Genomic DNA, 26161 nt, shown 5'->3' with positions numbered 1-26161 from the left:
TGGTGGTCACCATCGGCACCCCCACGCTCTGCGCGCCGGCGCGCTGCAGCAGGCTCCGCATGATGTATTGGGCACGCTCGGTGCCCTGTTCCCTGATCAACGCGTCCAGGGACTCAACCCACTCGGCCGTCTCTTCCGGATCACGATCAGGCAGCTGGTTAGTCAACCCGCTGAGGATATGGGAGGTATCTTCTCCTGCAGCCACGGCAGCCTCTTTTCGTCTTTGAATGCGGTAGGCACTGTTTTCGTACTGTGAGAAAACATTATTGCTATACGAGATTAGGGGGAGGCTGTCGGTGGGTCAACGTGATGGAGGCCACCATTGCGGCGATTGCCGGGTGCAGCCCTGAAGGAACGCATTGTGACCGCTGGGATACGCCGGCAGCACTTGACCCGCAGTGACCCAGGTCATACTCTTATTTCACTATTCAATATCTCGTTTCCGCAATGTGGAATAACAGAAACGACCCAGGTCGGCCTCACCACGCGGAATACTCCAAAGAATTGAGACCCCTATGCAAACCCCTCCCACGGCGGGCGTTGATGAGGAGCAGGGCGTGACAGTGCCGTCCGCTCCTGCAGGACATCCCTCCGGCAGCGTTGAAGCCCTCTGCGAATCAGCCAGCGCCGCCTCGGGTACGGCCATCAGCCCTTCCCTGTATAACTCCGATCTTGCCCCCACCAAGCGCGCCGGCCGCAGCTGGACCAGCTACAGCATCTTCACCCTCTGGGCGAATGACGTGCACAGCCTGGGCAACTACGCTTTTGCCATTGGACTGTTCGCCTTGGGACTGGGTGGGTGGCAGATCCTTATGGCGCTCGGCATCGGGGCGGCGCTGCTGTTCGGACTCCTGACGCTTTCCGGATTCATGGGCGTCAAAACCGGTGTTCCCTTTCCGGTCATGAGCCGCATCAGCTTTGGTATCAGGGGAGCGCAGATTGCCAGCCTCCTCCGCGGTGCCGTGGCTGTGGCCTGGTTCGGCATCCAGACGTACCTCGCTTCCGTGGTGTTCCGCGTGATGCTCGTAGCCATGTTTCCTGCGTTGGCAGACTTGGACAAAGACTCCATCCTGGGCCTGTCCACGCTGGGCTGGATGGCATTCGTGACCCTCTGGGTGGTCCAGTTGGTGATCGTCAGCTTCGGGATGGAAATGATCCGCAAATACGAGGCCTTCGCCGGCCCCGTCATCCTTGCCACCATGGCCGCGATGGCCGTCTGGATCTTCGTGGAAGCAGGAGGAAGCATCGCCTGGTCCTCGGACAAGGCACTGGAAGGGCCGGAAATGTGGCTCACTATTTTCGCCGGCGGCGCCCTGTGGGTGTCCATCTACGGCACCTTCGTCCTGAACTTCTGCGACTTCACCCGCTCCGCGGTCTCGAAGAAGGCTGTAGTGCGCGGCAACTTCTGGGGCATTCCCATCAACATGCTGCTCTTTGGAGCCATTGTGGTGGTGATGGCCGGCGGCCAGTTCAAGATCAACGGCACCATCATTAAGAGCCCGTCGGATATCGTCCAGACCATCCCCAACACGCTGTTCCTGGTCCTGGCCTGCCTTGCCCTGCTGATCCTTACGATCGCAGTGAACCTGATGGCCAACTTCGTGGCCCCCGTGTATGCGCTGACCAACCTGTTCCCCAAACGGCTCAACTTCCGCAAGGCGGCGATGGTCTCCGCCACGATCGGCCTTCTCATCCTGCCCTGGAACCTCTACAACAACCCATTGGTCATTGTGTACTTCCTCGGCGGCCTCGGTGCGCTGCTCGGCCCGCTGTTCGGCGTTGTCATGGCTGATTACTGGCTGATCCGGCGTGGCATGGTCAACGTGCCGGAACTCTATACGGCGTCCCCGGACGGGGCGTACTTCTACAAGAAGGGCGTCAACCCCAGGGCGGTAATCGCCATGGTTCCCGCTGCCGTCCTGGCCCTCCTGATCGCCTTCGTTCCGGGGCTGGCCGCCGCGGCGCCCTTCGCCTGGTTCTTTGCCGCCGGCATCGCCGCGACGCTCTACTTCTTCATCGCCGACCGCAACCAAAGACTCGTGGACCACGACGGCGAGGCCATCGCCGTCGCCAGCACCCACTGAGCCCACCCCCTAAGGAACCACCCCATGCGCATACTCGTCGCAAACGTCAACACCACCGAGTCGATGACAGATTCGATTGCGGCCTCTGCGCGCAGCGTGGCCGCTGCCGGGACGGAAATCGTCGGTATCACCCCGAGGTTTGGCGCGGACTCCTGCGAAGGAAACTTCGAAAGCTACCTGGCTGCCATCGCCGTCATGGATGCCGTCACTTCCTACCCGGAGCCGTTCGACGCCGTTATCCAGGCCGGCTACGGCGAACATGGCCGCGAAGGGCTGCAGGAGCTCCTGGACGTGCCGGTGGTGGACATCACGGAGGCCGCCGCCAGTACGGCCATGTTCCTGGGCCATAAGTACTCCGTGGTCACCACCCTGGACCGCACGGTTCCCCTCATTGAGGACCGGCTGAAGCTGGCCGGGCTGGACGCCAGGTGCGCGTCAGTCCGGGCCAGCGGCATGGCCGTGCTGGAGCTTGAGGAGGAGCCGGACCGCGCCGTGGAAGCCATCATTAACCAGGCTATGCTGGCGGTCACCCAGGACAAGGCCGAGGTCATTGTCCTGGGCTGCGGCGGCATGGCCGGGCTGGATGAACAGATCCGGCAGCGGGCCGGCGTTCCCGTGGTGGATGGAGTGGCCTCCGCGGTCACCATCGCTGAATCCCTGGTCCGGATGCGCCTGTCCACCTCCAAAGTGCGGACCTTCGCTGCCCCAAGGCCCAAGACCGTCATAGGCTGGCCACTGAACACGCCGGCCGTGCCGGCACAGCTCTGAGCCAGGAGGACACCGTGAGCACCCCCCAGCAGGTCCGAAGAGTAGCCGTCGTCACCGGGGCCGGATCCGGCATCGGCCGGGAGGTCGCCCGGCAGATGCTGGCCGACGGCTACCGCGTGGCACTTGCCGGCCGCCGGGAGGCGCAGCTGAAGGAAACCGCGGACGGCAGCCCGGACGCGCTCGTGGTGCCCTGCGACGTCACCCGGCCCGACGACGTCGAACGGCTTTTCGAGGCGGCCCGGCAACAGTGGGGGCGGGTGGACGTGCTGTTCAACAACGCCGGTGTCTTTGGTCCGGCGGCCAGTGTGGACGAAATCAGCCTGGAGGACTGGAACACAACGCTGGCCGTGAACCTCACCGGATCCATGCTGTGTGCGGCGGCCGCAGTCAGGGCCATGAAGGCCCAGGAGCCGCAGGGCGGGCGGATCATCAACAACGGGTCCATCTCGGCCTATTCGCCCCGGCCCCGGACCGTGGCGTACACCGTCACCAAGCACGCCATGACCGGGCTGACCAAGAGCATTGATCTGGACGGCCGCGGTCACGGCATCACGTGCGGACAGATCGATATCGGCAACACGGCCACGGAGATCATGGACACCATCGGCGTCGGCTCCGGGGCGCTGCAGGCGGACGGCAGCCGCAAGGTGGAACCGATGTTCCCGGTGGCGGACGCGGCGCGCGCGGTGCTGATGATGGCCAACATGCCGGCCTCGGCCAGCGTGGGCTCGGTAGTGGTCACCGCCGCGGGCATGCCCTTCATCGGACGCGGGTAGCCACCCCGCGGGCGGCGGCAGGTTAGAGGGGGAGCAGGGCCGAGAGGTCCGCTCGCAGTCCGGACGCCGCCACCTTGTGGGCAGCGACGGCGTCCGCCCATGCCATCCTGCCGGTAACCATGGCAAGCCAGGTGGCGGCGTCGCACTCAATGACGTTGGGCGGGGTGCCGCGCGTATGCCGCGGGCCCTCCACGCACTGGGTGACGCCAAACGGCGGCACCCGCACTTCGACCGAGTTGCCCGGAGCCCGCGCCGTCAGCTCCTCCAGGGAGTACCGCACGGCAGTGGCCAGGACGGTCCGCGGCAGGGGAGCGCCCGACGGCGGCTGCGCACCTTCCAGCCATGCCTTCAGCGCTGCCTTGCCTTCCTGGACGTCAATACGACGGCGGGCTACGGCCATGCTCTCAGTCTTCCTTTCGCGTCGGGTGGAGAAGGGTGTCAGTCCAGGAGGGCCGAAACCGCCGGCCCCAACCGGATCTTGCCGACCGGCCGGCCGCCGCCCAGTACGGGTTCCACCACCTTCTCCAAGGCGCTGGCAACCCCCGGGATCTCCGCGGCCCCGGCAGCGGCAAGCAAGGTCAGGGCCACCAGCGACGTCGCCCGGATGTTCCCGTCCAGGATTTTCACGGCGACCGAGACCCCCTGGGGCGTGGCCATGGCAAGGACACCCTCGGCCCCGATCTTGGCGATGACCTCCAGCTCGTCCATCACCACGGTGTTGGCTTCGCCGCGGCCCTGAACGGCCCACGGGTAATCGAGCATCGACGTGGCGATGGTGGCGGCCCTGGCGCTGAAGCTCTGGTCGCCCGGGGCCTTGGCCAGCTGTGAGTACGCCTGGGCCAGGCCCTTGAGGGAAACCGCCGCCACGGGGGCACCGCAGCCATCAATCCCCAGATGGGCGATCTTCTCGCCGGTGTATTCCTCGATGACGCTGCGAACCCGCTGCTGCAGCGGGTGGTTGGGCTCCAGGTAGCTGTGCGTGTCCCACCCGTTCTCGGTGCAGGCCCAGAGGAAAGCGGCGTGCTTTCCCGAACAGTTGTAGGCCAGCCGCGACTTCCCCTTCTCGGAGCGCACCAGCCAGTTCCGGGCCGTTTCGTCCTGCGGCCACGCTTCAGGGCATTGCAGCTGGTCTTCGCGGACGCCGGCCGCCTTGAGCATTCCCGCCACCACGTCCATGTGGTCCAGGGACCCTGTGTGGCTTCCGCACGCGATGGCAACCTGGGCGCCACGCAGCGGAACGCCGGACTGCATGGACGCCAGTGCCTGGAACGGTTTCAGCGCGGACCGGGCGTAGATGGGCGTAGTGATGTCTCCCAGCTCGGTCACCACCGCGCCGTCGGCGGACAGGAGGACGGCGGAACCGATGTGCCGCGACTCCACAAAGCCGCTGCGTTCAATCACAGCCAGTTCGACGGCGGAGTCCACGGTAAAGGTTGCGTGCGGATTGTGCGGCATACGGCCAGTCTATGGGCCAGCCCCTACTGAACCGTGGTCATCTACTTGGGAGTGGCCAACTACTGAACCGTGACCTTCTACTGAACCGTGACCTTCTACTGAACAGTCACCTTCTACTGAACAGTGACCATTACCGACTGCCAGCCTGAGGCGCCGTCGGGAACCGGATCGGCACGCTTGTCAGTCTGGACCTCACCGGTGCCGTCGGTGGCGCGGACCTTGATGTAGTGCGGGCCCGGCGTGGCATCCCACTCGTAGGACCACTGGCGCCAGGTGACGGTGGAGGCCTCGGTGGAAAGCGTGGCCTCCGCCCAGTCGCCGTTGTCGATCTGGATTTCCACCTTCGCGATGCCCCGCGTCTGGGCCCAGGCGGTACCACCCACGGCGACCTTCCCGGCAGGCACTTTCGCGAAGGACTTGGGCACGTCCACGCGGGCCATGGTCTTGATGGGACCCCGCTCTGACCAGCCACGCTCGGTCCAGTAGGCCTTGTTGTCCGCGAAACGGGTGACCTCCAGGTCCACCACCCACTTGGTGGCGGAGACGAAGCCGTAGAGCCCTGGAACCACCATCCGCACCGGGTAGCCGTGCTCCAGCGGCAGCGGTTCGCCGTTCATGCCGATAGCCAGCATGGCGTCCCTGTCATCCTGCAGGACCTCCAAGGGGGTGGAGGCGCTGAAACCGTCGATGGACTTTGACAGCACCATGTCGGCACCGTCCTTTGGCTTGGCGCGGGCAAGGACCTCGCGGATGGGAAGGCCCAACCATTTGGCGTTGCCGGCAAGGTTGCCGCCCACCGGGTTGGACACGCAGGTGAGGGTCACATGGGATTCGATCAGCTGCGCGTCCAGCAGGTCCTGAAAGGTCAGCGTGACCTCCTGCTCCACGAGGCCGTGCACGCGCAACTGCCAGTCATCAATGTTGATTTCCGGGACGCTCAGGGCAGTATCGATGCGGTAAAAGTCATTGTTGGGTGTCAGCCACGGCGTGACGCCCTGTACCGGGGACTGGACGCCAGCCGGCACGGGGGACGCCGCCTTTGCCGGCGCCGGCAGCGTGAGTGCATCGCGCGCCTTGGTGACATTACTGCGGGCCGCGCCCAGGAGCCGCCCGCCTGTGGCGGCGATGCCGGCGGCCACCGCGGTAACCCCGGCAGCAGCAAAGAAGCGCCGACGGTTGGTGCCGGCACCCTGCTGGGTGGCGTCGTCGTCGTCCGCCTGGTCCGCCGGCGCTTCAGGCCACGTCTTCAGCCCCCACAGCGGCACCATGAGCCGGCGCAGGACCGCCAGGCCGGCAACTGTTCCCAGAATGGACGGGATGGCGTCCGCGCCGCTGACGCCGGAGCGGGTCACCACGCAGGCCACGATCACGGCCCCCATGAACAGGACCCCCAGGACTCCCAGGGCCCACTTCCGGTAGGCCACCACGCCCAGGATGCAGGCCAGCACAGCGATGGTCAGGCCCATGCCCACGAACAGGGCGGCCTTGTCATTCGTACCAAAGGTGGCGATCGCAAAGTCCTTCATCCACGGCGGGGTGAAGTCGATGAACGTGGAGCCCAAGGCAAACAGGGGCGTTGCCCGGGCGGTGAAGAATGCGCCAATCAGCTCCGCAACGGCAAGTACGACGGCGGCCGCCACCACGCCTGCCAGTGCGGCCATGGGGGCGGGGCCCGTAATCCGGTTTCGAAGCTTTGTCATGAATATGGTTCGGAGCGGCGGGCGGCACGGATTGACCGGGCGGGGAAGGACACAGCTTAGGAGCGGAAAGGGTGCACAAAGTACCCTTGGACACTGTGAAGGTACTCGTCATTGGCCCCGGAGGCCGCGAACACGCCATTGTCCGCTCCCTGCTTGCCGACCCCAACGTGTCCGAAGTCCACGCGGCGCCCGGCAATGCCGGGATCAGCAAGCTGGTCCCCACATACAACATCAACAGCAATGATCCGAATGCGGTTGCGGAACTGGCCACCCGGCTGGCCGTGGACCTGGTGGTGGTGGGCCCGGAGGCTCCCCTGGCCGCGGGTGTCTCCGACGCCGTTCGTGAAGCTGGTATCCCCGTCTTCGGACCCAGCAAGGCTGCTGCCCAACTGGAGGCCTCCAAAGCTTTCGCCAAAGAGGTCATGGCGGAGGCCGGCGTCCCCACTGCCATGGCCCTCGTGGCCACCAACGCCGAGGAAGCAGCGTCCGCCCTGGACACCTTTGGTGCCCCGTACGTGGTGAAGGACGACGGCCTGGCTGCCGGCAAGGGCGTAGTGGTCACCAGGAACCGTGACGAAGCCCTGGCCCACGCCCAGTCCTGCTTTGACGCCGGCGGCTCCGTGGTCATCGAGGAATTCCTGGACGGCCCCGAGGTTTCCCTCTTTGTCCTCTGCGACGGCCAGAACACCGTGGCGCTCTCGCCCGCCCAGGATTTCAAGCGCATCTTCGACAACGATGAAGGGCCCAACACCGGCGGCATGGGTGCCTACACCCCGCTCGAGTGGGCGCCCGAGGGCCTGGTGCAGGAAGTCCTCGAAAGGGTAGCCCAGCCCACGGTCAATGAAATGGCCCGCCGCGGAACCCCCTTCGTTGGCGTCCTGTTCGTCGGCCTGGCCCTCACCTCCCGTGGTACCCGGGTCATCGAATTCAACGTCCGCTTCGGCGACCCCGAGACGCAGGCAGTCCTCGCCCGGCTCAAGACCCCCCTCGGTGCGCTGCTCATGGCGGCCGCCAAGGGCGAACTGGACAAGGCAGAAGAGCTGCGGTGGGCCAAGGAAACCGCCGTCGCCGTCGTCATTGCCTCCGAGAACTACCCGGACAAGCCCCGCACGGGCGACCGTATCCGCGGGCTCAAGAAGGTGGAAGCCCTGGACGGCGTGCACGTCATCCACGCCGGAACCGCCCTGGACGCGGACGGCAAGGTGGTTTCCGCCGGTGGCCGCGTCCTGGCGGTCGTCGCCCTGGGCAGCGACCTGGTGGAGGCGCGCGAACGGGCGTACGACGGCGTGGAGCTGGTTCAGCTGGAAGGCTCCCAGTTCCGCAGCGACATTGCCGGCAAGGCCGCCCGCGGCGAAATCAAGGTGCCCTACGGCGCTACGGGCTCGATGCCCATCGTGAAAGCAAAGGCCTGACATGACTACTCCCGAGAACCGCGGCTACGCCACCGACACCCTGGACCTGCCCGGCTGGAAGCACATATATTCCGGCAAGGTCCGCGACCTCTACGAGCCCGCCGACGAAGCCGTCCTTCAGCGGTTCGGGCAGGACTGCGTGCTGGTGGTGGCCAGCGACCGCATCAGCGCCTACGACCACGTGCTGTCCAGCGAAATCCCTGACAAGGGGCGCATCCTCACCCAGCTGAGCCTCTGGTGGTTCGACCAGCTTGGCGTTGAACACCACGTGCTCGGCTCCACCGTTGAGGACGGTGTGCCCGCCGAGGTTGAAGGCCGGGCCATGATCTGCAAAAAGCTGGACATGTTCCCGGTGGAGTGCATTGCCCGCGGCTACCTCACCGGTTCCGGGCTGGTGGAATACAAGGCGTCCGGAACGGTGTGCAACATCCCGCTGCCGGAGGGGCTGGTGGACGGATCCCGGCTGGAGCACGCCATTTTCACCCCGTCCGCCAAGGCCCTGATCGGCGAGCATGACGAGAACATCACCTACGACGCCGTGGTGGCCCTGGTGGGGGACGACATCGCCGGCCGCCTCAGCGAGCTGACCCTGAAGATCTACACGACGGCGGAAAAGATCGCCCGGGAGCGCGGCATCATCCTGGCGGACACCAAGGTGGAATTCGGGTACGACGCCGTCTCTGGCTCAATCACCCTTGGCGACGAGGTTCTGACCCCCGATTCCTCGCGCTTCTGGGACGCAGCCACCTACAAGCCGGGACAGGCCCAGCCGTCCTACGACAAGCAGTACGTGCGTGACTGGCTGACCTCGGCCGAATCCGGCTGGGACAAGTCATCCGACACCCCGCCGCCGGCACTTCCGGCAGACGTGGTGGACCGAACCCGCAGCCGGTACGTCGAGGCGTACGAGAAGATCACCGGTAAGACCTTTTCCTAGGACGCAACCAAAAGCCAGGTGAGCCCGCCGTCCGCGGGCTGGCCTGGCTTTTCGGTTAACTGGCTTTCTGGTTAGCGGGCCCCGTGGTCAGCTGGCTTTGGAAGCCGCCGCCGCGCGTTTCTGCGCCAGTTTGATTTCAAGGATGGCGTCCAGCGCCTGCTGCACCCGGTCCTGCGCGCCGGCTGTAGCGAAGGCCTTCCGGGCTTCTTCCAGATGCACGAGTGCCTCTTCTGTGTCGCCTGCGGCCTTGAGCGACTTGCCCAGGAGGAGCGAAACTTCACCCGCGGTGTGTTTGGCGAGCTCTGCACGCTCGGCGTGGATTTCGCGGAGTTTTTCGACGGCGGCGACGATGTCACCGGTTAAGTAGAGCCATCGTGCGCGGATGAAGGCGACTTCGAGCTCATCGCTCTTGGTGCCGCTGACAATGGAGAACGCCAGCTCGGCGCGCTCGATCGCAGCCAGCGTCTCGGGCTCGACAATTCCTGAGGAAAGCCTGACCGCTGCGGAGGCTTTGTTAAACCTTGCCCACAACTCAATGTCGTTCGCGGGGGAGAGCAAGCGTGCGGCCCGCTCGTGGTGCTTGACGCCTTCCGCGTAGTCGTGACGCATGAAAGCGACATTGCCAACTACCCACGCCACTTCGCCGGCCAACTGGGACATGGAATTTTCGTCGACCTGGGCGACGAGGGTTTGACAGTATGACCAGGCCTGGTCGAGCCTGCCGCTTTCAGCCAGAGCGCCGATGAGGGCCCGAAGAGCTCCGGTGATAATTGTCGAACTCTTCGGTAGCTGCTCTGCGAGCTTCATGGCTTCCATCGCTTGGTCGACAGCGGCCGAGAGTTGCCCCTGGCGCTGGTACACGGTGGCAAGCATTTGCCGGGCCCGAACTCCGAGTCCTACGGACTCCCGAGCCATAGGGTGTTCCATCAAGCGTTCGATGATTTGTTGGCACTCTTTCAAGTCCCCATGCTTCATGAGGCATTCGGCCTGCATGTAGGTCATGTTCCACCAGGCACTGGTGTTCTTGGCGTCCAATGCGATTTGTGCAGCTGACGCTGCGTGGCTGGCCGCCAAGGGGTAGTCCCTAAGGTCCCAGGCCTGACGGGCATAGAGGCCCGCAAGTACGTACTCTGCGTCGCCAATAGATATTGGCTGGCTCCACGCCTCCAGCGCTTTGGGTGCGAGTTCCAGGCGCCGGGCGAGCTCTTCGATGACTTCTGCCGTCGGTTCCCTGCGTCCTGTTTCGAGCAAAGAAATGTAGCTAGGAGAATAGAGGTCCTTGCCGAGTTCAGCCTGCGTCATTCCGCGCTCGAGCCGTTCCGCGCGGAGCTTCTCTCCGAATCCGTTTCCCATTGGATCCTCCCTTCGTGGGCTGTCTTGGGCCAAACGCTTGACAGCCCCTGTGGAAAATATTTTACAATGTGTGTCAACAAGGACAGTGCTGGCTTTGTAACGAATCCGACTCGTATTGAGGAACCTAACTATGTTGAAGAAGATCGCAACTGCGGCCGTCCTTGCTGGCGCGCTGGCATTTTCTGCGGCTGCTCCGGCCGTCCTTTCTGCCGGTTCCCTCGCGGACGCGACTGGTTCGTCGGTCGCAACCGGCAACTGGCCGGACCCGATGTCCAAGCCGGTCAAGGGCAAGAAGGCCACGTCCACTACGGACACCACGTACACCACGTACACGGGCAACTGGCCGGACCCGATGTAAATAGCTTCCTCACAACAGGAGGCGAAGGCGGCCCTGGAGCAACAGCTCCGGGGCTGTTCCTTTTAACTGATGGGTGTCACATGTGGGGATTTGCCGTAACCACATCGAGATACAAAAAAGAGGGCCTCCGTAAGGAGACCCTCTTTTCGTTATGGTCGGGATGACAGGATTTGAACCTGCGACCTCTTCGTCCCGAACGAAGCGCGCTACCAAGCTGCGCTACATCCCGATCCGCTGCAAAAGCAACTTTACAAGGATAGCCGATCCAGGGTCCCGATGCGAAATCCGGACGCCGGGGAACCCCCGGGAACCTTAAACCAACGAATCCTTCCATGCCCCGTGCAGGTCAGCGAACCGGCCACCCCCGCCGATGAGTTCTTCAGGGGTGCCGTCCTCCACGATCCGACCGTCGTGGACCACCAGGACACGGTCCGCCGTCTCCACCGTGGAAAGCCGGTGGGCGATGATGAGCGCGGTCCTCCGCGCTGCTTCCGTTCCGGCCAGCAGCCTGGCCAGCCCGGCCTGTACCAGGCGTTCGGACGGGATGTCCAGCGAGGAGGTGGCTTCATCCAGGATCAGCACCGCCGGCCGGGCCAGGAAGGCCCTGGCAAAGCTGATCAGCTGGCGCTGGCCGGAGGAGACCCTGCCGCCGCGCTTGTTGACGTCCGTGTCGTAGCCCTCGGGAAGTTCCAGGATGAACTCGTGTGCTCCCACTGCCTTGGCAGCCTCTTCGATTTCAGCGCGTGACGCCTGCGGCCTGCCCAGGGCGATGTTGTCCGCCACGGAGCCGCTGAAGAGGAACGCTTCCTGGGTGACCATGACGATGTTCCGGCGGAGGTCGGAAGTGGCCAGGTCCCGGAGATCCACACCATCCAGGGTGAGCGTGCCGGAGGTGACGTCATAAAACCGGGCGATGAGTTTGGCGAGGGTCGATTTCCCGGCACCCGTCTGGCCCACCAGGGCCACGGTCTGCCCGGCGGGAATGTGCAGGTCCAGGGTGGGCACCACCACGGGGCCGTCGCCATAGCGGAACTCAACGTCGTTGAAGTCGATACGCCCCGTGGCGTTGGGCAGTGCGATCGGGTTCCTTGGCGGCCGCACCGTTGGCACCTCCTCGAGGAGTCCGGAAACTTTCTCCAGGGCTGCCTGCGCGCTCTGGAACGAGTTGTAGAACATGGCCATCTGGTCCACGGGCTGGAAGAACCGTTTGGTGGACAGAATGAGGGCCAGGAGCACGCCCACGGCAAGGTCGCCGCCCAGCACGCGGAACCCGCCGAAGAGCAGGACGACGGCGACGCAGACGTTGCCGATCAGCACCAGGCCGGGCTGGAAGATGCCGTTGAGGTTGATGGAGCGGACGGTCACCAGCCGGTAGTCCTCAGCCAGTTTCCCGTAGCGCTCCGAGTTTTCCCTCTCCTTGCGGAAGGCCTTCACAGCGCGGATGCCGGTCATGGTTTCCACGAAATGCACAATCAGCCGGGCAGAGACCACGCGTGATTCCCGGAAGGCGATCTGCGAGTGCTTCTGGTACCAGCGCGAGAGGAAGAACATGGGCACGCCGGCGGCCAGCACCAGCATCCCGCTCCGCCAGTCCAGGGCAAAGATGGTGGCAGCGGTGAAGGCCATGAACAACATTCCGGAGGCCAGCGAGCTGACGCCCGAGTCAAGGAGCTCCCGCAGCGCCTCAAGGTCAGAGGTCTGCCGCGCGATGATGCGGCCTGAGGTGTACTTTTCGTGGAACTCCAGGCTGAGCCGCTGGGTGTGCCGGAACACGCGGACCCGGAGATCCAGCAGCATGGCCTGGCTGAGCCGCGCGGTTGAGGTGACGTACAGGGCGGTGAGTCCCGCCGTCGCAACCGCTGCCAGCAGGTAGGCGACTCCGGTGAACATCAGCGGGAGGTTGTTGCCGGTCTGGAGGGCGGGGAGGGCGTGGTCGATGCCGAAGGCGATCAGGGCGGGCCCCGCCACCCGGGCGGCCTGGGAGAGCACCACCATGGCGATGGTCAGCCAGAACCGCACCCGCACGGGACGGATCAGCGACCCCAGCAAGGCGAGCGACCGGCGTCGTACTGCCCGGCTCTCCGCCTTGGTGAGGTGGGCGTTGTCTTCGTTGGCTGTGCCGAACGATGCGGTAGTCATCGGGTCACTTCCTCAGCCTGGTCCTCAAGTGCCGACAGTTCGGTGTCCAGGTCCCGCGGCTCCCGGTCCAGGCTGGCGATGACGTAGCGGTAGTGCTGGTTGCGGGCCAGCAGTTCGGTGTGCGTTCCCACGGCGGCAATGCGCCCGTTTTCCAGCAGCGCCACACGGTCAGCGAGGGCTACCGTGGACGGCCGGTGGGCCACGATGAGGGTGGTGGTGTCCTTCAGGACCTCCCGGAGGCGTGCTTCCACCAGTTCCTCGGTGTGGACATCAAGGGCGGACAGGGGATCGTCCAGGACCAGGACGCGCGGACGGGCGCCGATGGCGCGGGCCAGGGCGATGCGCTGCCGCTGGCCGCCGGACAGGCTCAGGCCCTCCTCGCCGATCAGGGTGTCCACGCCCTGGGGCAGGGAGTAGGCGAAGTGGGCCTGCGCCACGTCGAGGGCCTCGTCCAGGACCTCCTCGGAGCGGACGGGCGCGCCGAGCAGGACGTTATCCCGCACCGAATTGGAGAAGAGCGTGGTGTCCTCGAAGGCCACGCCCACAATCCTGCGCAGTTCCTCCACCTCGAAGTCCCTGATGTCCACGCCGTCGATGCTGATGGCCCCGCTGGTGACGTCGTAAAGGCGCGGCACCAGCTGGATCAGCGCACTTTTTCCGCTGCCCGTGATGCCAACCAGGGCCATGGTTTCCCCGGGCCTGACGTCGAGGTTGATGTCCTTGAGGATCGGCTTGTCCGGGGCATCCTCGAAGGCGAAGGTGGCGTTGGTGAAGTGGAGCGCACCGGCCAGTTCGCCTGGCCGCCGCGGCTCCGCGGGGCTGCTGATGGTGTTCCGGGTGTCCATCACTTCGTAGTGGCGGTCGACGGCGGTCTTGGCGGTAAGTGCCATGGCCAGCAGCATGCCGGAGAACTCCACGGGGGAGGCGATGACTGCCGCAGTGGCGAAGAACGCCACCAGGGCGCCGATGCTCAATTCGCCGCTCGCGCACAGCATGACACCCACCACCAGGCCGGCACCCAGCGCCAGCTCGGGAAGCAGGGTGACCACCAGGGTGAACGTTGCCTGGTGGCGTGCCTTCTCAATCTCCGTCTGGCGCAGTTCCTCAGCCTGCTCGTTGAAATTCTCCAGGGCTTCCCGGCTCCGCCCAAACGCCTTGAGCACGCGGATTCCGTGGACGGATTCCTCCACCGTGGTGGCAAGGTCGCCGGCCTGGTCCTGGCTGCGCCTGGCCACCTTGCTGAACCGGGTGCGGAACCGGAAGCTGTTGATGATGATGGGAACGGCGGCGGCAAGGAAGATCAGGGCCAGCTGCCAGCTCATCGCGAACATGGCCACGATGCCGATGACCACGGTCAGGGTGGTGACCACCAGCATGATGGCGCCGAAGGCCATCCACCGCCGGAGGAAGTTCAGGTCGGTCATGGCACGGGATAGCAGCTGCCCGGAGCCCCACCGGTCGTGGAAGGAGACGGTCAGTTCCTGGAGATGGTCATAGAGCGACACCCGCATCCGCGTTTCCACGGTGGTGGCAGGGTTGATCACGAACTGCCGGCGCAGGGCCACCAGTCCCGCTTCGGCGACTCCCAGTACCAGGATGACGCCTGCAGAGGTCCAGACCGCCTCCGCCGAACCCCCGGGCTGCAGGGCGGTGTTGACCAGGACCCGCAGCACCTGGGGGATGGTCAATGCCACCACACTGGCCAGAAGCGCGCAGAGAAGGCCGAGCAAAAGCCGGGGGATAATGGGCCGGACGTGCGGATAAAGACGGCTGATGGATCGGAAAAAGGGAGTCTGCTTGGCCATGCCCGCTTCTCAAGCTCTAAAACGAATGTAGTTTCCTCTAGCACCAACCCTAAGCCATTGAGTGAGACGATTCACAGGGATGCCGCGGCCCTCTGACTGCTTCCCCGGTTATTGCACCCTGTAATGCGACGCTCAGCTGGGGGAGGTCAAGGTCAGCAGGACAGCCTCCGGCTTGCAGGCGATCCTGACAGGGGCGAAACGCGAGGTGCCGATCCCGCCGGAGACGTTGACCGGCGTCGTGCTTCCGTTGCTTGACCAGTCGTTGAGGCCCTTGGCCCGCCAGGTCGGAATGTCGCAGTTGGCGATGATGGCGCCGTAACCGGGGAGGCACAGCTGGCCGCCGTGCGTATGGCCGGCCAGCAGCAGGTCCGCGCCGTCCTCCGTAAAGTGGTCCAGCACCCGCTGGTACGGCGCATGGATGACGGCAATCCGGAGGTGGTCATTCGAATCCTGGTTGACCGTTCCCCGGGGCCAGCCGGCATACCGTTCCCGCTTCAGGTGCGGATCATCGACGCCGGAGAAATCGAAGCGCATGCCGTTGAGGACAACCGACTGGTGACGGTTGGTCAGGTCCACCCAGCCGCTCATGCCAAACCCTGAACGCAGGCGCGGCCAGTCAAGGGCAACAGGTTTGGGCTTCACCTTGGACGGTCCCAGCAAGTAGGACGCGGGATTCTTCGGGCTGGGTGCGAAGTAGTCGTTGGAACCCGGGACGAAGACGCCGGGGAACCGCAGCAGCGGCTTCAGGGCATCCAGCAGCGGGTCCACTGCTTTGACGTGGCTGAGGTTGTCGCCTGTATTCACCACCAGGTCCGGCCGGAGGTCGGCAAGTGACCCAAGCCAGTCAGCCTTCTTCTTCTGCCCGGGCACGAAGTGGATGTCACTCAGGTGCAGGATCCGGAAAGGGGACCTGCCGGGCGGGAGGATGGCCAGGGTTTCCTCGCGGAGGACGAATTGGTTCTTCTCCCACAGGCCATACCCGAAAGCGGCCATTCCGGCCGCGGCCCCGGCTCCGGCAGTGACGGCAAAGCCGCGCCCGATTGAACGGGCGCGGCTTGCCAGGCTATCGATATTCATGCGTGTTTAGCCGTTTCCCTTGCCGTTGCCGTTGCCGTTCCCATTGCTGGTGGGGGCGGGCGCCGGTGCCGGCGCCTGGGTGGCCGGCGCCTGCGTCGCCTGCGGGGCGGGGACAGGAGCCTGGGTTGCCTGGGGAGTGGTCCGTCCTGGCGTCGTGTTGGCGGTGGTGCCATTGATCATGTTGCTGGGAGGCGCGGGGAACGGGTTGGTCCCGTACGCCGGAGCGATCTTGGTCATGAAGTTGGAGAACATCGGCCCGGCGATCATGTAACCGTCGATGCCCTGGTAGAACTTCCCGTTGACGGTGATGTTCTGTCCCGCGCGGCTCTGTCCGCCCAGGGGGTCACCGAACCAGGCGGCGGTGGCCAGGCCGGTGGTGTGGCCAACAACCCAGGTGGAACCGTTGTTGTTGGACGTACCGGTCTTGGCGCCGATGGGGAAGCTGGTCTTGGTGGAAAGCCGCGGCTGGATCAGTGCGCCCGAGCCCCGGTTCATGACTTCCTGCAGCGCGTAGTTCACGCCGCGGGCAACCTCGGGCTTGATGGCATCGCGGCAGCTGCTGGACTGCGCCGGGAGCTGCTTGCCGGTGGCGTCCACAACCGAGGTGATGGCGATGGGTTCGCAGTACTTGCCGTCATTCGCGAAGGTCGCGAACGCGCTGGCCATGGTGAGCGGTGATGTCTGGGTGGAACCGAGCAGGTTGCCCAGCGTCATCATGTCCACCTTGGGGTGCGGCTCGCTGCCGTCTGCCGAGGGCAGTCCGCTGTGCAGGCCCACGGCGTCGACGATCTTCTGGATGCCGCAGAAGTCCAGCTGGGCCGCCGACGCGAACGTCACGGTGTTGATGGAGTTGTAGAGGCCCTCAAGGACGGTGAGCGGGCGGTACCACTGCGGCTCAGCGTTCTGGAGGTCGTCCGCTGCGCCCAAGGACTTCTGCGCCGTGTTGTACGCGCCGTTGACCTTGCCGCAGGTGTTCTTCCACGGGTAGTTGAGCGGATACACGCGCTGGGCTGCGTTGACCACCGTGTTCATGGTCTTCCCCTCATTGAGCCACTCAGCGAAGGTAAAGGGCTTCATGGTGGATCCGGGCTGGAAGCCGCCAACGCCGTTGAGGTCGTTGCCGTCCTTGTCCAGCTTGTCCACATTGAAGTTCAACTGGGAATCAAAGCCCTGGCCGGGCAGGAACGTGGTGTTCTGGGCCATTGAGACGATCTTGCCGGTACCCGGCTGCACGGACACCATCGAGGAGCCCCACTTATCGGGATTGGCCCCGGTGGCGGCGTTGACCTGCTCCTGGGCCGTGGCCTGGGCGTTGGGGTCAAGGGTGGTGGTGATGGTCAGGCCGCCGCCGTAGATGAGGCGCTGGCGTTCCTTGACGTCCGCTCCGTAAGCCGGGTTGTTCTCCAGCAGGTGCAGGATGTAGTCGCAGAAGTACGGGGCGGAAGCGGCGTATGCGCAGCCCTGCTTCGGCTGGGTCACCTTGGGCTCCACCGGCGTGGCCACGGCGGCCTGGTATTCCTCCGCGGTGATCTTGTTCTGGTCCTTCATCAGACCCAGCACCAGGTCACGCCGCTGCTTGGACTTCTCCGGGTTGGTGATGGGATCGAAGGCGGAGGGGCTGTTCACCAGGCCTGCCAGGAGCGCTGCCTGCGGCAGGGTCAGATCCTTGGCGGTGGTGCTGAAGAAGTAGTGGGACGCCGCTTCAATGCCGTAGGCGTCACGGTTGAAGAACACGATGTTCAGGTAGCCCTCAAGGATCTGGTCCTTGGTGAACTCCTTCTCCAGCGCGATGGAGAGCTTCATTTCGCGGAGCTTGTCGCCCACGCCCTTGTTGACGCCATTGAGCTTGATCTGGTCCTCTTCGCCGGCGGCTGCGAGGTTGGCGTTGAGGACGTTGTTGACGTACTGCTGCGTGATGGTGGACGCGCCCTGCTTGTTGCCGCGGGCGGTGGCGACCAGCGCGCGGAGGATGCCGGTGGTGTCCACACCGCCGTGCTCGTAGAACCTGCTGTCCTCCACCGCGATGATGGCGTTCTTCATGTTCGGTGAAATCTGGTCCAGCGGAACCTTGGTGCGGTTCTCCGTGTACACGCTGGCGATCTCGCTGCCGTCGGCAGCCAGGATCCTGGTGGTCTGGCTCGGCGGATCAACCTTCAGTTCCGCCGGAAGGGAATCGAAGAAATCGATGGAACCGCTTGCCGCGCTGCCAGAGACGGCGGCGGCAGGGACCAGCAGGCCCGCCACGAGGACACCGCAAATCGCGCTCACACCAAGGAAAAGAAGGATCTTACCCAGTGTGGTGGCAGTGTCGAATAAGGGGTTGTTGCGAGTCGCCATGTTTTCCACTTTACCGGCAAGGGCTACGCTTTCTCTCATGACCAAATGGGAGTACGCGACGATTCCGCTCATCATCCACGCCACAAAGCAGATCCTGGACCAGTGGGGAGAGGACGGCTGGGAGCTCGTCCAGGTAGTCCCCGGACCTGACGGCAACGGCCTTGTCGCCTACCTCAAGAGGGAGAAGCAGTAGCATGAGCACCCCCGCAGAAGCCCAGTCCAGCGCCGCAACGGCGCCGGTATCCGCCGTTGAGCAGCGCCTCGCTGAACTTGGCCTCACCCTTCCCGAGGTTGCCGCGCCGGTGGCCTCCTACGTTCCCGCCGTCGTCTCCGGCAGCCACGTCTACACCTCGGGCCAGCTGCCGTTTATTAACGGCAAACTCGAAGCTACGGGCAAGGTGTCCGCCGGTACGGAAGGGTTCGCCGAGGAGCCCACCGTTTCCCCGGAGGACGCCCAGCGCTACGCGGCTGTCTGCGCGGTCAACGCACTGGCCGCCGTCAAGAGCGTCATCGGGGACCTCGACCGCATCACCCGCATCGTTAAAGTTGTGGGATTCGTCGCCTCGGACCCGACGTTCACGGGCCAGCCCGCGGTCGTCAACGGCGCCTCGGAACTGCTGGGCCGCGTCCTTGGCGACGCCGGGCAGCACGCACGTTCCGCCGTCGGCGTTGCCGTTCTTCCGCTCGACTCTCCCGTAGAGGTCGAGCTGATCGCCGAATTCAGCTAAGACCGGACACTTCCCTTGCCGCACCTCGCACGACGCCTTTTTGCACTGCCCCAGGATCTTGAAGGGGCAGCACAAAGCTGGCTCGAACACGGCGAGCGGACCCCGAGGGCCGCCCGTTACGCATCATCCGTAGTCCTCCTGCGTGATTCCCCCACCGGCCTGGAGACGTGGCTGGGTTACCGGCCCGGCTCTTCGCCGCTGGGGGTCCTCGCCTTCCCCGGCGGGTCCCTTGACCCGTCCGACGACGAGCCCATGGGTTGGCTGGGCCCGTCGCCGCAGCATTGGGCTGAGCAAATGGGAACGGACGACGTCGGGCTGGCGCGGCGCCACGTGGTGGGCGCCATCCGGGAGCTCTTCGAGGAAACCGGCATCCTGCTGGCCGGTCCGGACATGTCCAATACAGTCGAAGCGACGTCGACCTCCGAATGGATGCGTGCGCGCGTCGCGGTTGCGGACCAGGAGAAGACCCTGGCCCAGGTGCTGGGAAAGCGCGGGCTCTCCCTGCGGACCGACCTGCTCAAGTCACTGGTCAACTGGCGCAGCCCCGACTTTGCACACCGCAGGTTCGACACCCGCTACTTCGCCGCCACCCAGCCTCTTGGCCAGGAACCCTCGCTGCTTGAGGGCAAAGGCGTGTGGGGCAGGTGGGTCAACGCCGCGGAGGTGGTCCAGGAGCGCAACACCAGCAAGCTCGGTGACGAGGCCGGCCAGGAGAACACCGTGGGCCGTCCGCTGGGCGAACTGCTTGTCCCGGGTTCCGAAATCATGCTCGAGAAGATGGCGACGGCCAACGGCTGCATCGCCTATCTGAGCTACAAGCGCAAGCCGCACGTGTACCAGCCGTCCCTGGTTGAAGAGGACGGCAGGCTCATGCTCGAAGTCGAGGCAGCCAAGACCGTGGCGGGAGACCACCAGCGCGAGCGCTGATGCTTTGCCGGGCCGGAGTATAAACTCGTCACCACAGCCACACCGGGAGCAAGGGGGCGCGTTTGCGCGCAACGGTCAAGGACGTCGCGCGCCTCGCGGGGGTTTCGCCAAAGACGGTTTCGAACGTCATGAACGGAATTGTTCCGGTCAGCGGCCCCACCAGGTTCAAGGTGGAGCAGGCAATGGCGGAACTGGATTACGTCCCGAACCTCTCAGCCCGGGGATTGCGCAACGGCAGGTCTGGCGTCATTGCCCTGGCATTGCCTGACCTGGGCACGCCTTATTCCGCTGAAATTGCGCACAGCGTGGTGGAAGTAGCCCATGAACAGGGCTGGAGCGTGCAGATCGAGGAGACAGGGTCCGATCCCACCCGCGAGTACGAGTTGATGTCCCGCGCGCGGTCCAACTTGATAGACGGGCTCATCCTCAACCCGGTGGTGCTGGACGAGAGTGCCGTCAAAGTGGGCGTTGCCCTGCCGCCAGTGGTCCTGCTTGGGGAAGTGTCCCAGAAGCTGGCCGACCGGGTGTGGGTGGACAGCGTCGCCGCCGCCCGCGACATGACACTGGCGCTCGGCAGGACGGGGAGGCGGCGCATTGCGGTTCTGGGCGCCGCCGGAGACAGGGGCTCCGCGGCCGCCGTCCTCCGCACCCGTGGGTACCAGGCCGCACTGGGTGAACTGGGCATTCCCTGGGATGACTCGTTGATCATCCCCTGCGAAAAGTGGAGCCCGGACATGGCAGCCCATGCTCTTTCCGCGTACCTTGACGCGCATCCGGTGCCAGAGGCGCTTTTCTGTTTCACCGATTCCATGGCGATCGGTGCCCTGAGCGTGCTGTGGAAGCGCGGCCTCCGGGTTCCCGACGATGTAGCCGTTGCCGGTTTCGACGACATCGCGGATGCGAAGTACGCGGTGCCGGCACTGACAACTGTTTCTTTCGACAAGCGCCGGGTGGCCAGTGAGGCCCTGCGGCTCCTCACCGAACGCATGCGGGACCGCGAGGGCCCGCAGCGGGTAGTGGCCGTCGATTACGAAGTCGTGGAGCGGGAAAGCACCTCCTCCTAGGCCCCGCCCGTAGCGCCGGCCCCGTCTTGGCTTGGAAACGAGACCGCAGGATTACTTTTGCGAACGCTAACAATCTTCATTGCAGGACACATTACATCGATGTAATGTGAGGCGTGCATCACACCGGGGCTGCGGGACTGCGATGAGGTACGTCCGGTAGCAACGGTTGTGGCAACGGAATGACTTTCAGCGGACCCATCCAAAGGAGTGACGGGTGAAGCAGTTTGATTTTTTCGACGACAGGCAGCTGTCGAGGCGCCGGCTGTTGTCCGGAACCGCAGCGTTGGGAAGCGTGTTCGCCGCGGCTGCCCTGTCCGGGTGCGGCGGAAATGCCTCCGCGGCGGCCCCCAGGGATATCCAGTTCTGGCATCTCCTTTCCGGTGGTGACGGCATCAAGATGCAGAACATGATCAGCAAGGTGAATGACGCCAACCCCGAGTTCAAGGTGCCCCCGACCGTCCTTGCCTGGGGGCCGCCGTACTACACCAAGCTGGCCATGGCATCTGCCGGTGGCCGTCCCCCGCAGCTGGCCATCATGCATGCCAGCCGCGTTCCCGGCTATGCGCCCGGAGGCCTGATCGACCCGTGGGACCTGGACCTGTTGTCAGAGTTCGGGGTCACCAGCCAGAGCTTCGCGCCCAGGATCTGGGACAAGAGCCAAAACAACGGGAAAGTCTTCTCCATCGCCCTGGATTCGCACCCCTTTGTCATGTTCTACAACCGTGACGTGGCGGGAAAGGCAGGACTGCTTGGCAGCAACGGGCAGTTGCAGGAGGCGAAGTCCCCGCAGGAATTCATCAGCATCGCGCGGGAAATGCAGAAAGTGACCCAGGCGCATGGTCTGTCCTTCGGGTACCTCGGCAGCGGGTCACAGATGTGGCGCCTTTTCTACACCCTCTACCGGCAGCACGGGGCAAGCATGGAACTGACCCCCGGCAAGCCAATGGTGGCCGACAACGAGGCCGCCGTTGAGTCCCTCGAGTTCATGACCTCACTGTTCGATGACACCATCGCGGCGCAAAGCGGCGACATCAGCACCGGTATCGCGGAATTCGCCCGGGGAGGATCAGGCATGCTCTTCAGCGGCGTCTGGGAGCTTCCCACCTTCAAGAAGGCAAACCTGCCCGTTGACGCCGCCACCATCCCCACGCTGTTCGGAACGCCGGCCGCCTACGCTGACTCGCATTCCTTCGTGCTTCCCCGGCAGCTGAACGTCGATGACGCCAAGCGCCGCGACGTCTACAAATTCGTCAGCGACATCCTCAAAGGCTCGCTGTCCTGGGCCGAGGCAGGACATATCCCCGCCTACCAGCCGGTGGTGCAGTCCCAGGCCTACCGCGAACTCACGCCCCAGATCCACTACGCCAACGCTGCAGACATCATCGCCTACGACCCGGAGGCCTGGTTCAGCGGATCGGGCTCCGACTGGCAAACGTACTTTGCGGAGACCGTGCAGAACGTGCTCCTGGGCCGCGACAAGGCAACTGATGGCTGGGATGCCTTCGTGCGGCGCACCAACACCCTGCTTTCCCGTCCCAACCCGGTTTGAACCGCCAAGCGACACAGGAGTCCAAATGAGTTCCGTAGCAACATCACACAACAACGACGGGGCGGCGAGCCCGCTGCCCGGGCTGTCCCGCCAAAGAATTTCCAGGCAGGCTGGGTCCAGGACCGCCGGGTCCCGTTCCCAGGGAAGCCGGGACAACCTCAACGGCTGGGCCTTTGCCGCCCCGTTCCTGGCATTCTTCATGGTCTTCCTCGTCTGGCCCCTCCTTTACGGGCTTTACATGAGCCTGACCGGCAAGTCCCTTACCGGCGCCAACGACAGCTTGATTGGGCTGGCGAACTACAGCGAAGCCCTCGCAGACTCCGACATGTGGCATTCGCTGGGCAACACCCTCTACTTCACGGTCATCAGCACTGTCCCGCTGGTGGTCGTTGCCTTGGTCATGGCCGCCTTGGTCAATGTCGGACTGCCCGCTCAATGGCTGTGGCGGCTTTTCTACTTTGCCCCGTACCTGCTGGCCTCCACTGTTGTCTCCCTGTTCTTCACCTGGATGTACAACCCCCAGCTGGGCCTGATCAACGACTCGCTGGCCAAAATAGGGCTGCCGAAAGTTGCGTGGCTGAACGACCCCGGCGTCGCGATGTGGGCGATCGTCATCGCCACACTGTGGTGGACGGTGGGTTTCAACTTCCTCCTGTACCTGGCGGCGATGCAGAACATCCCCGCCCAGCATTATGAGGCGGCGTCGCTGGACGGGGCCGGTGCCTGGCGGCAGTTCTTCTCCATCACCCTGCCGCAGCTGGCCCCACCACTGTGATGATCGTGCTCCTCCAGATCCTGGCGTCGCTGAAGATTTTCGACCAGGTCTACCAAATGACAGCCGGCGGCCCCGGCGGCGCCACCCGGCCTGTGGTGCAGTACATCTTCGAAACCGGCTTCACCGGATACCGCCTGGGCTACTCGGCAGCCATCTCCTACATCTTCTTCGGACTGATCGTGGCCGTTTCGGTCATCCAGTTCCTCATCACCCGCCGCAGGAGTGCATAGCCATGGCAACTGAAACCCTCGCCCGCCCTGTTCCCTCCACGGCCACGCCGTCCGCCGGCGGCAGGAACGGCCGCAGGATGAGCCCCGGCCGCGTTGCGGTCCTGGCAGTCGCCGCCCTGCTGGCCGTCCTCTGGATGGTGCCCTTCGCCTGGGCAACCGTCACCGCTTTCAAGAGCGAAACTGATGCCGCCGCTCCGAAGATCAGCTGGATCCCGCCGTCGGGCTTCACCGCCGATGCGTTCGTCAAGGTGTTCCAGGACGGCAACATCCCGCTCTGGACCTGGAACTCCCTGTACACCTCGGCAGCCATCACAGTGATCACGCTGGTCATCTCAGCGCTGGTGGCCTACGCGCTGTCCCGCATCGACTTCCGGGGCAAGAAGGTCCTGATGACCGTGATCATCGCGTCCATCATCGTTCCACCGCCGGTCCTGATCATTCCGCTGTTCTACCAAATGGTGGCACTGCACATGATCGATACCCCCTGGGCCATCATCCTGCCGCAGGTCATCCACCCCGCCATGGTGTTCGTGCTCAAGAAGTTCTTCGACCAGATCCCGCGGGAACTCGAAGAAGCCGCGGTCATGGACGGCGCCAGCCGGATGCGGATCTTCCTCCAGGTCATCCTTCCGCTGTCCCGCCCCATCCTCGCGGCCGTGGCAATCTTCGTGTTCATCGGCGCCTGGAACAACTTCCTCTGGCCGTTCATCGCCACCAACGACGGGTCCGTCCTGACCCTCCCCGTGGGGCTGCAGACCATCAAAAGCGCCTACGGCATCCAGTACGCCCAGAACATGGCGTCCGCGTTGCTCGCGGCCCTGCCACTGATCCTGCTTTTCCTGTTCTTCCAGCGCCAGATCATCAAGGGCGTTGCGATGACGGGACTCGCCGGCACCTGACGCCCACCTTCGCTTTCCACCACCTGCCTGAAGTTCAACCAAGGAGATCATTCTTATGTCCCGCGCCAGAATCACCCTCGACCGCGACTTCACCATCGGCGAAGTGCCCCGGCGCCTTTTTGGCTCCTTCGTGGAGCACATGGGCCGCTGCGTCTACACCGGCATCTACGAACCGGGCCACCCGGAGGCCGACGAAAACGGCTTTCGCCAGGACGTCCTCAAGCTCGTCAAGGAGCTCGGCGCCACCGTGGTCCGCTATCCCGGCGGCAATTTCGTCTCCGGCTATGACTGGGAAGACGGAATTGGCCCCCGCGAAGACCGGCCGCGCAGGCTTGACGGGGCCTGGCACACCCTGGAAACCAACGCCTTCGGCCTTCACGAGTTCGTGGACTGGTCCCGCCAGGCTGGTACCGAAATTATGGAAGCCATCAACCTGGGCACCCGGGGAGTGGACGCCGCCCGCGCCATCGTCGAATACGCCAACCACCCGGGCGGCACCCGCCTTTCGGACCTGCGCGCCAAAAACGGCCACAAGGACCCCTTCAACATCAAGCTCTGGTGCCTGGGCAATGAAATGGACGGCCCCTGGCAGATCGGCCACAAGACGGCGGAAGAGTACGGCCGGCTGGCCCAGGAGGCGGCCAAGGCCATGCGGTTCGTCGACCCGGACATCGAACTGGTGGCCTGCGGAAGCTCCAACTCACGGATGCCCACGTTCGGAGCCTGGGAGCAGATCGTCCTGACCCACGCCTACGACGAAGTCGACTATGTTTCACTGCACGCCTACTACCAGGAGCATGACGGGGACGTCGGCAGCTTCCTGGCCAGCGCCGTCGACACCGACTACTTCATCGAATCGGTCATTGCCACCGCCGACGCGGTCCGGGCCAAGGGCAAGCACAAGAAGCACATCAACCTGTCCTTCGACGAATGGAACGTCTGGTACCAGCGGGGCCTGGACACGGAGGACCAGCCGCACAACGTGACCAAGGCCGGCTGGCGTGAACACCCGCGGGTCATCGAGGACAAGTACAACGTCACGGACGCCGTCGTCGTCGGAACGTTGCTTAACTCGCTGCTCCGGCACGGCGACCGGGTCAAGATCGCCAACCAGGCGCAGCTGGTCAACGTCATCGCCCCCATCTTCAGCGAGGAGAACGGTCCGGCCTGGCGGCAAACAATCTTCCACCCGTTCTCCAGGATGGCGGAACTGGCGAAGGGCCAGATCCTGCGGTTGTCCGTCGACTCCGACAAGTACACCAATACCCGGTTTGGCGATACGGACCTGGTCGATGTCAGCGCCAACTGGAATGAGGAGACGGGCCGGGTGGCCTTATTCCTCGCCAACCGCGGGCTCGAGGAGGCTGCGGACGTGGAGGTCAGCCTGCGGGGCTTCGACGCACAGCGGGTGGTCAGGGCGGAAGTACTGGAAATCCCTGACGGCGGCGACCGCTTCACCATCAACAACCAGGACAACCAGGACCGCGTGGGCCTGAAGCCGCTGGAGGGTGCCAAGGCAAACGGCTCTGAGCTGCGGCTCAGCCTTCCTGCGTTGTCGTGGGCCGTCGTCGAACTGGACGTGGTGAAGAACTGACTCCCGCATCCGCGCAACAAGAAAGGCCGCCCCGTGTGAACTGCTCCCCGAAAGTTGGACTGAAAAGTCAGTTCTGACTTTCGGGGAGCAGTTTTATGCATGGAAGAAGTTCGTTGTCCGAGGAACAGCGCGAGGCCGCGGTGGCGCTGTTTGAGATCGGGTGGGGCTCCAGAGCTGTAGCAACCAGGCTCGGG

Annotated in this window: 22 protein-coding genes, 1 tRNA gene and 1 pseudogene; 14 read left to right on the top strand and 10 right to left on the bottom strand. The window is 64.5% G+C overall.

Annotated features, from left to right (window positions below; genetic code table 11):
• A partial coding sequence (locus ACWRN3_RS22445) for a hypothetical protein (protein ID WP_476741803.1) occupies positions 1-205 on the bottom strand: 205 nt, incomplete at its 3' end.
• A 310-nt stretch (positions 206-515) separates the two neighbouring features.
• Between ACWRN3_RS22445 and ACWRN3_RS22440 the strand changes: the two genes are divergently transcribed.
• The 3 genes from ACWRN3_RS22440 to ACWRN3_RS22430 are packed head-to-tail and all read left to right on the top strand — an operon-like array spanning position 516 to position 3628.
• A complete protein-coding gene (locus ACWRN3_RS22440; protein ID WP_476741991.1) occupies positions 516-2084 on the top strand; it encodes an NCS1 family nucleobase:cation symporter-1 in 1569 nt (522 codons plus the stop codon).
• Between the two features lie 24 nt (positions 2085-2108).
• Positions 2109-2852 (top strand): aspartate/glutamate racemase family protein, encoded by a 744-nt coding sequence (locus ACWRN3_RS22435; RefSeq protein ID WP_255173277.1) that lies wholly within the window; start codon positions 2109-2111, stop codon positions 2850-2852.
• 14 nt (positions 2853-2866) lie between these two features.
• A complete protein-coding gene (locus ACWRN3_RS22430; RefSeq protein WP_476741990.1) occupies positions 2867-3628 on the top strand; it encodes an SDR family oxidoreductase in 762 nt (253 codons plus the stop codon).
• A gap of 22 nt (positions 3629-3650) precedes the next feature.
• Here the strand turns inward: ACWRN3_RS22430 and ACWRN3_RS22425 are convergent, their stop codons facing one another.
• From ACWRN3_RS22425 to ACWRN3_RS22415, 3 genes are all read right to left on the bottom strand, one after another.
• Positions 3651-4028, bottom strand: a complete 378-nt coding sequence (locus ACWRN3_RS22425) for a sterol carrier family protein (RefSeq protein ID WP_255173275.1) — start codon at positions 4026-4028, stop codon at positions 3651-3653.
• A gap of 38 nt (positions 4029-4066) precedes the next feature.
• Positions 4067-5083: an asparaginase gene (locus tag ACWRN3_RS22420; RefSeq protein WP_476741989.1), complete on the bottom strand. Its 1017-nt coding sequence runs from the start codon at positions 5081-5083 to the stop codon at positions 4067-4069.
• A gap of 113 nt (positions 5084-5196) precedes the next feature.
• On the bottom strand, positions 5197-6783 hold the full coding sequence (locus ACWRN3_RS22415; RefSeq protein WP_476741988.1) for a molybdopterin-dependent oxidoreductase: 1587 nt from the start codon (positions 6781-6783) through the stop codon (positions 5197-5199).
• A gap of 95 nt (positions 6784-6878) precedes the next feature.
• On the opposite strand from ACWRN3_RS22415, the gene purD reads away from it, so the two are divergent.
• Both purD and ACWRN3_RS22405 read left to right on the top strand, forming a co-directional pair.
• Positions 6879-8195: a phosphoribosylamine--glycine ligase gene (gene purD, locus ACWRN3_RS22410; protein WP_476741992.1), complete on the top strand. Its 1317-nt coding sequence runs from the start codon at positions 6879-6881 to the stop codon at positions 8193-8195.
• Between the two features lies 1 nt (position 8196).
• Positions 8197-9132: a phosphoribosylaminoimidazolesuccinocarboxamide synthase gene (locus ACWRN3_RS22405; protein ID WP_224027039.1), complete on the top strand. Its 936-nt coding sequence runs from the start codon at positions 8197-8199 to the stop codon at positions 9130-9132.
• A gap of 87 nt (positions 9133-9219) precedes the next feature.
• Here the strand turns inward: ACWRN3_RS22405 and ACWRN3_RS22400 are convergent, their stop codons facing one another.
• Complete coding sequence (locus ACWRN3_RS22400; RefSeq protein WP_476741987.1) at positions 9220-10485, bottom strand: helix-turn-helix domain-containing protein; 1266 nt, start codon at positions 10483-10485, stop codon at positions 9220-9222.
• 130 nt (positions 10486-10615) lie between these two features.
• Here ACWRN3_RS22400 and ACWRN3_RS22395 point away from each other — a divergent pair, with 130 nt between their 5' ends.
• Positions 10616-10843 carry a hypothetical protein gene (locus ACWRN3_RS22395; RefSeq protein ID WP_476741986.1) on the top strand — a complete coding sequence of 76 codons (228 nt, stop codon included), beginning with the start codon at positions 10616-10618 and terminating at the stop codon, positions 10841-10843.
• A 152-nt stretch (positions 10844-10995) separates the two neighbouring features.
• Here the strand turns inward: ACWRN3_RS22395 and ACWRN3_RS22390 are convergent.
• From ACWRN3_RS22390 to ACWRN3_RS22370, 5 genes are all read right to left on the bottom strand, one after another.
• Positions 10996-11072, bottom strand: a tRNA-Pro gene (locus ACWRN3_RS22390).
• Positions 11073-11155: 83 nt separating this feature from the next.
• Positions 11156-12982: an ABC transporter ATP-binding protein gene (locus ACWRN3_RS22385; RefSeq protein ID WP_476741985.1), complete on the bottom strand. Its 1827-nt coding sequence runs from the start codon at positions 12980-12982 to the stop codon at positions 11156-11158.
• Positions 12979-14787 (bottom strand): ABC transporter ATP-binding protein, encoded by a 1809-nt coding sequence (locus ACWRN3_RS22380; RefSeq protein ID WP_476741984.1) that lies wholly within the window; start codon positions 14785-14787, stop codon positions 12979-12981. The genes ACWRN3_RS22385 and ACWRN3_RS22380 overlap by 4 nt, the downstream gene beginning before the upstream one ends.
• Before the next feature lie 132 nt (positions 14788-14919).
• Positions 14920-15864: a metallophosphoesterase gene (locus tag ACWRN3_RS22375; protein WP_476741983.1), complete on the bottom strand. Its 945-nt coding sequence runs from the start codon at positions 15862-15864 to the stop codon at positions 14920-14922.
• Between the two features lie 6 nt (positions 15865-15870).
• The gene (locus tag ACWRN3_RS22370; RefSeq protein ID WP_476741982.1) at positions 15871-18201 is read right to left on the bottom strand and encodes a transglycosylase domain-containing protein; all 2331 of its coding nucleotides are present in this window, start codon (positions 18199-18201) and stop codon (positions 15871-15873) included.
• Between the two features lie 37 nt (positions 18202-18238).
• Here ACWRN3_RS22370 and ACWRN3_RS22365 point away from each other — a divergent pair, with 37 nt between their 5' ends.
• From ACWRN3_RS22365 to arfA, 8 genes and pseudogenes are all read left to right on the top strand, one after another.
• Positions 18239-18394 carry a DUF4177 domain-containing protein gene (locus tag ACWRN3_RS22365; protein ID WP_009359196.1) on the top strand — a complete coding sequence of 52 codons (156 nt, stop codon included), beginning with the start codon at positions 18239-18241 and terminating at the stop codon, positions 18392-18394.
• 1 nt (position 18395) lies between these two features.
• Positions 18396-18929, top strand: a complete 534-nt coding sequence (locus tag ACWRN3_RS22360) for a RidA family protein (protein WP_255173267.1) — start codon at positions 18396-18398, stop codon at positions 18927-18929.
• Positions 18930-18944: 15 nt separating this feature from the next.
• Complete coding sequence (locus ACWRN3_RS22355; protein ID WP_324643111.1) at positions 18945-19856, top strand: NUDIX hydrolase; 912 nt, start codon at positions 18945-18947, stop codon at positions 19854-19856.
• Positions 19857-19918: 62 nt separating this feature from the next.
• Positions 19919-20920, top strand: coding sequence for a LacI family DNA-binding transcriptional regulator (locus ACWRN3_RS22350; protein WP_324643110.1), 1002 nt, complete (start codon positions 19919-19921; stop codon positions 20918-20920).
• A 214-nt stretch (positions 20921-21134) separates the two neighbouring features.
• Complete coding sequence (locus ACWRN3_RS22345) at positions 21135-22469, top strand: extracellular solute-binding protein (protein ID WP_476741981.1); 1335 nt, start codon at positions 21135-21137, stop codon at positions 22467-22469.
• Between the two features lie 25 nt (positions 22470-22494).
• Positions 22495-23474 (top strand): annotated as a pseudogene (locus ACWRN3_RS22340) (carbohydrate ABC transporter permease).
• A 2-nt stretch (positions 23475-23476) separates the two neighbouring features.
• The gene (locus ACWRN3_RS22335; protein ID WP_476741980.1) at positions 23477-24373 is read left to right on the top strand and encodes a carbohydrate ABC transporter permease; all 897 of its coding nucleotides are present in this window, start codon (positions 23477-23479) and stop codon (positions 24371-24373) included.
• A 55-nt stretch (positions 24374-24428) separates the two neighbouring features.
• Positions 24429-25967, top strand: a complete 1539-nt coding sequence (gene arfA, locus ACWRN3_RS22330) for an arabinosylfuranosidase ArfA (protein ID WP_476741979.1) — start codon at positions 24429-24431, stop codon at positions 25965-25967.
• Positions 25968-26161: the final 194 nt, after the last annotated feature.

The organism is Pseudarthrobacter sp. rb, assembly GCF_056389225.1.
The sequence above is the reverse complement of the archived record's forward strand: the minus strand, read 5'-3'. Positions and strand labels throughout refer to the sequence as shown.

Excerpts from the sequence above, each read along its gene's own strand:
- ACWRN3_RS22360 (WP_255173267.1), top strand. The coding sequence starts at position 18,396 with ATGAGCACCCCCGCAGAAGCCCAGTCCAGCGCCGCAACGGCGCCGGTA.
- ACWRN3_RS22435 (WP_255173277.1), top strand. The coding sequence starts at position 2,109 with ATGCGCATACTCGTCGCAAACGTCAACACCACCGAGTCGATGACAGAT.
- ACWRN3_RS22405 (WP_224027039.1), top strand. The coding sequence starts at position 8,197 with ATGACTACTCCCGAGAACCGCGGCTACGCCACCGACACCCTGGACCTG.
- ACWRN3_RS22400 (WP_476741987.1), bottom strand. The coding sequence starts at position 10,485 with ATGGGAAACGGATTCGGAGAGAAGCTCCGCGCGGAACGGCTCGAGCGC.
- ACWRN3_RS22335 (WP_476741980.1), top strand. The coding sequence starts at position 23,477 with ATGGCAACTGAAACCCTCGCCCGCCCTGTTCCCTCCACGGCCACGCCG.
- ACWRN3_RS22380 (WP_476741984.1), bottom strand. The coding sequence starts at position 14,787 with ATGGCCAAGCAGACTCCCTTTTTCCGATCCATCAGCCGTCTTTATCCG.
- ACWRN3_RS22370 (WP_476741982.1), bottom strand. The coding sequence starts at position 18,201 with ATGGCGACTCGCAACAACCCCTTATTCGACACTGCCACCACACTGGGT.
- ACWRN3_RS22440 (WP_476741991.1), top strand. The coding sequence starts at position 516 with ATGCAAACCCCTCCCACGGCGGGCGTTGATGAGGAGCAGGGCGTGACA.
- ACWRN3_RS22365 (WP_009359196.1), top strand. The coding sequence starts at position 18,239 with ATGACCAAATGGGAGTACGCGACGATTCCGCTCATCATCCACGCCACA.
- ACWRN3_RS22395 (WP_476741986.1), top strand. The coding sequence starts at position 10,616 with ATGTTGAAGAAGATCGCAACTGCGGCCGTCCTTGCTGGCGCGCTGGCA.
- ACWRN3_RS22415 (WP_476741988.1), bottom strand. The coding sequence starts at position 6,783 with ATGACAAAGCTTCGAAACCGGATTACGGGCCCCGCCCCCATGGCCGCA.
- ACWRN3_RS22375 (WP_476741983.1), bottom strand. The coding sequence starts at position 15,864 with ATGAATATCGATAGCCTGGCAAGCCGCGCCCGTTCAATCGGGCGCGGC.
- arfA (WP_476741979.1), top strand. The coding sequence starts at position 24,429 with ATGTCCCGCGCCAGAATCACCCTCGACCGCGACTTCACCATCGGCGAA.
- ACWRN3_RS22420 (WP_476741989.1), bottom strand. The coding sequence starts at position 5,083 with ATGCCGCACAATCCGCACGCAACCTTTACCGTGGACTCCGCCGTCGAA.
- ACWRN3_RS22385 (WP_476741985.1), bottom strand. The coding sequence starts at position 12,982 with ATGACTACCGCATCGTTCGGCACAGCCAACGAAGACAACGCCCACCTC.
- ACWRN3_RS22425 (WP_255173275.1), bottom strand. The coding sequence starts at position 4,028 with ATGGCCGTAGCCCGCCGTCGTATTGACGTCCAGGAAGGCAAGGCAGCG.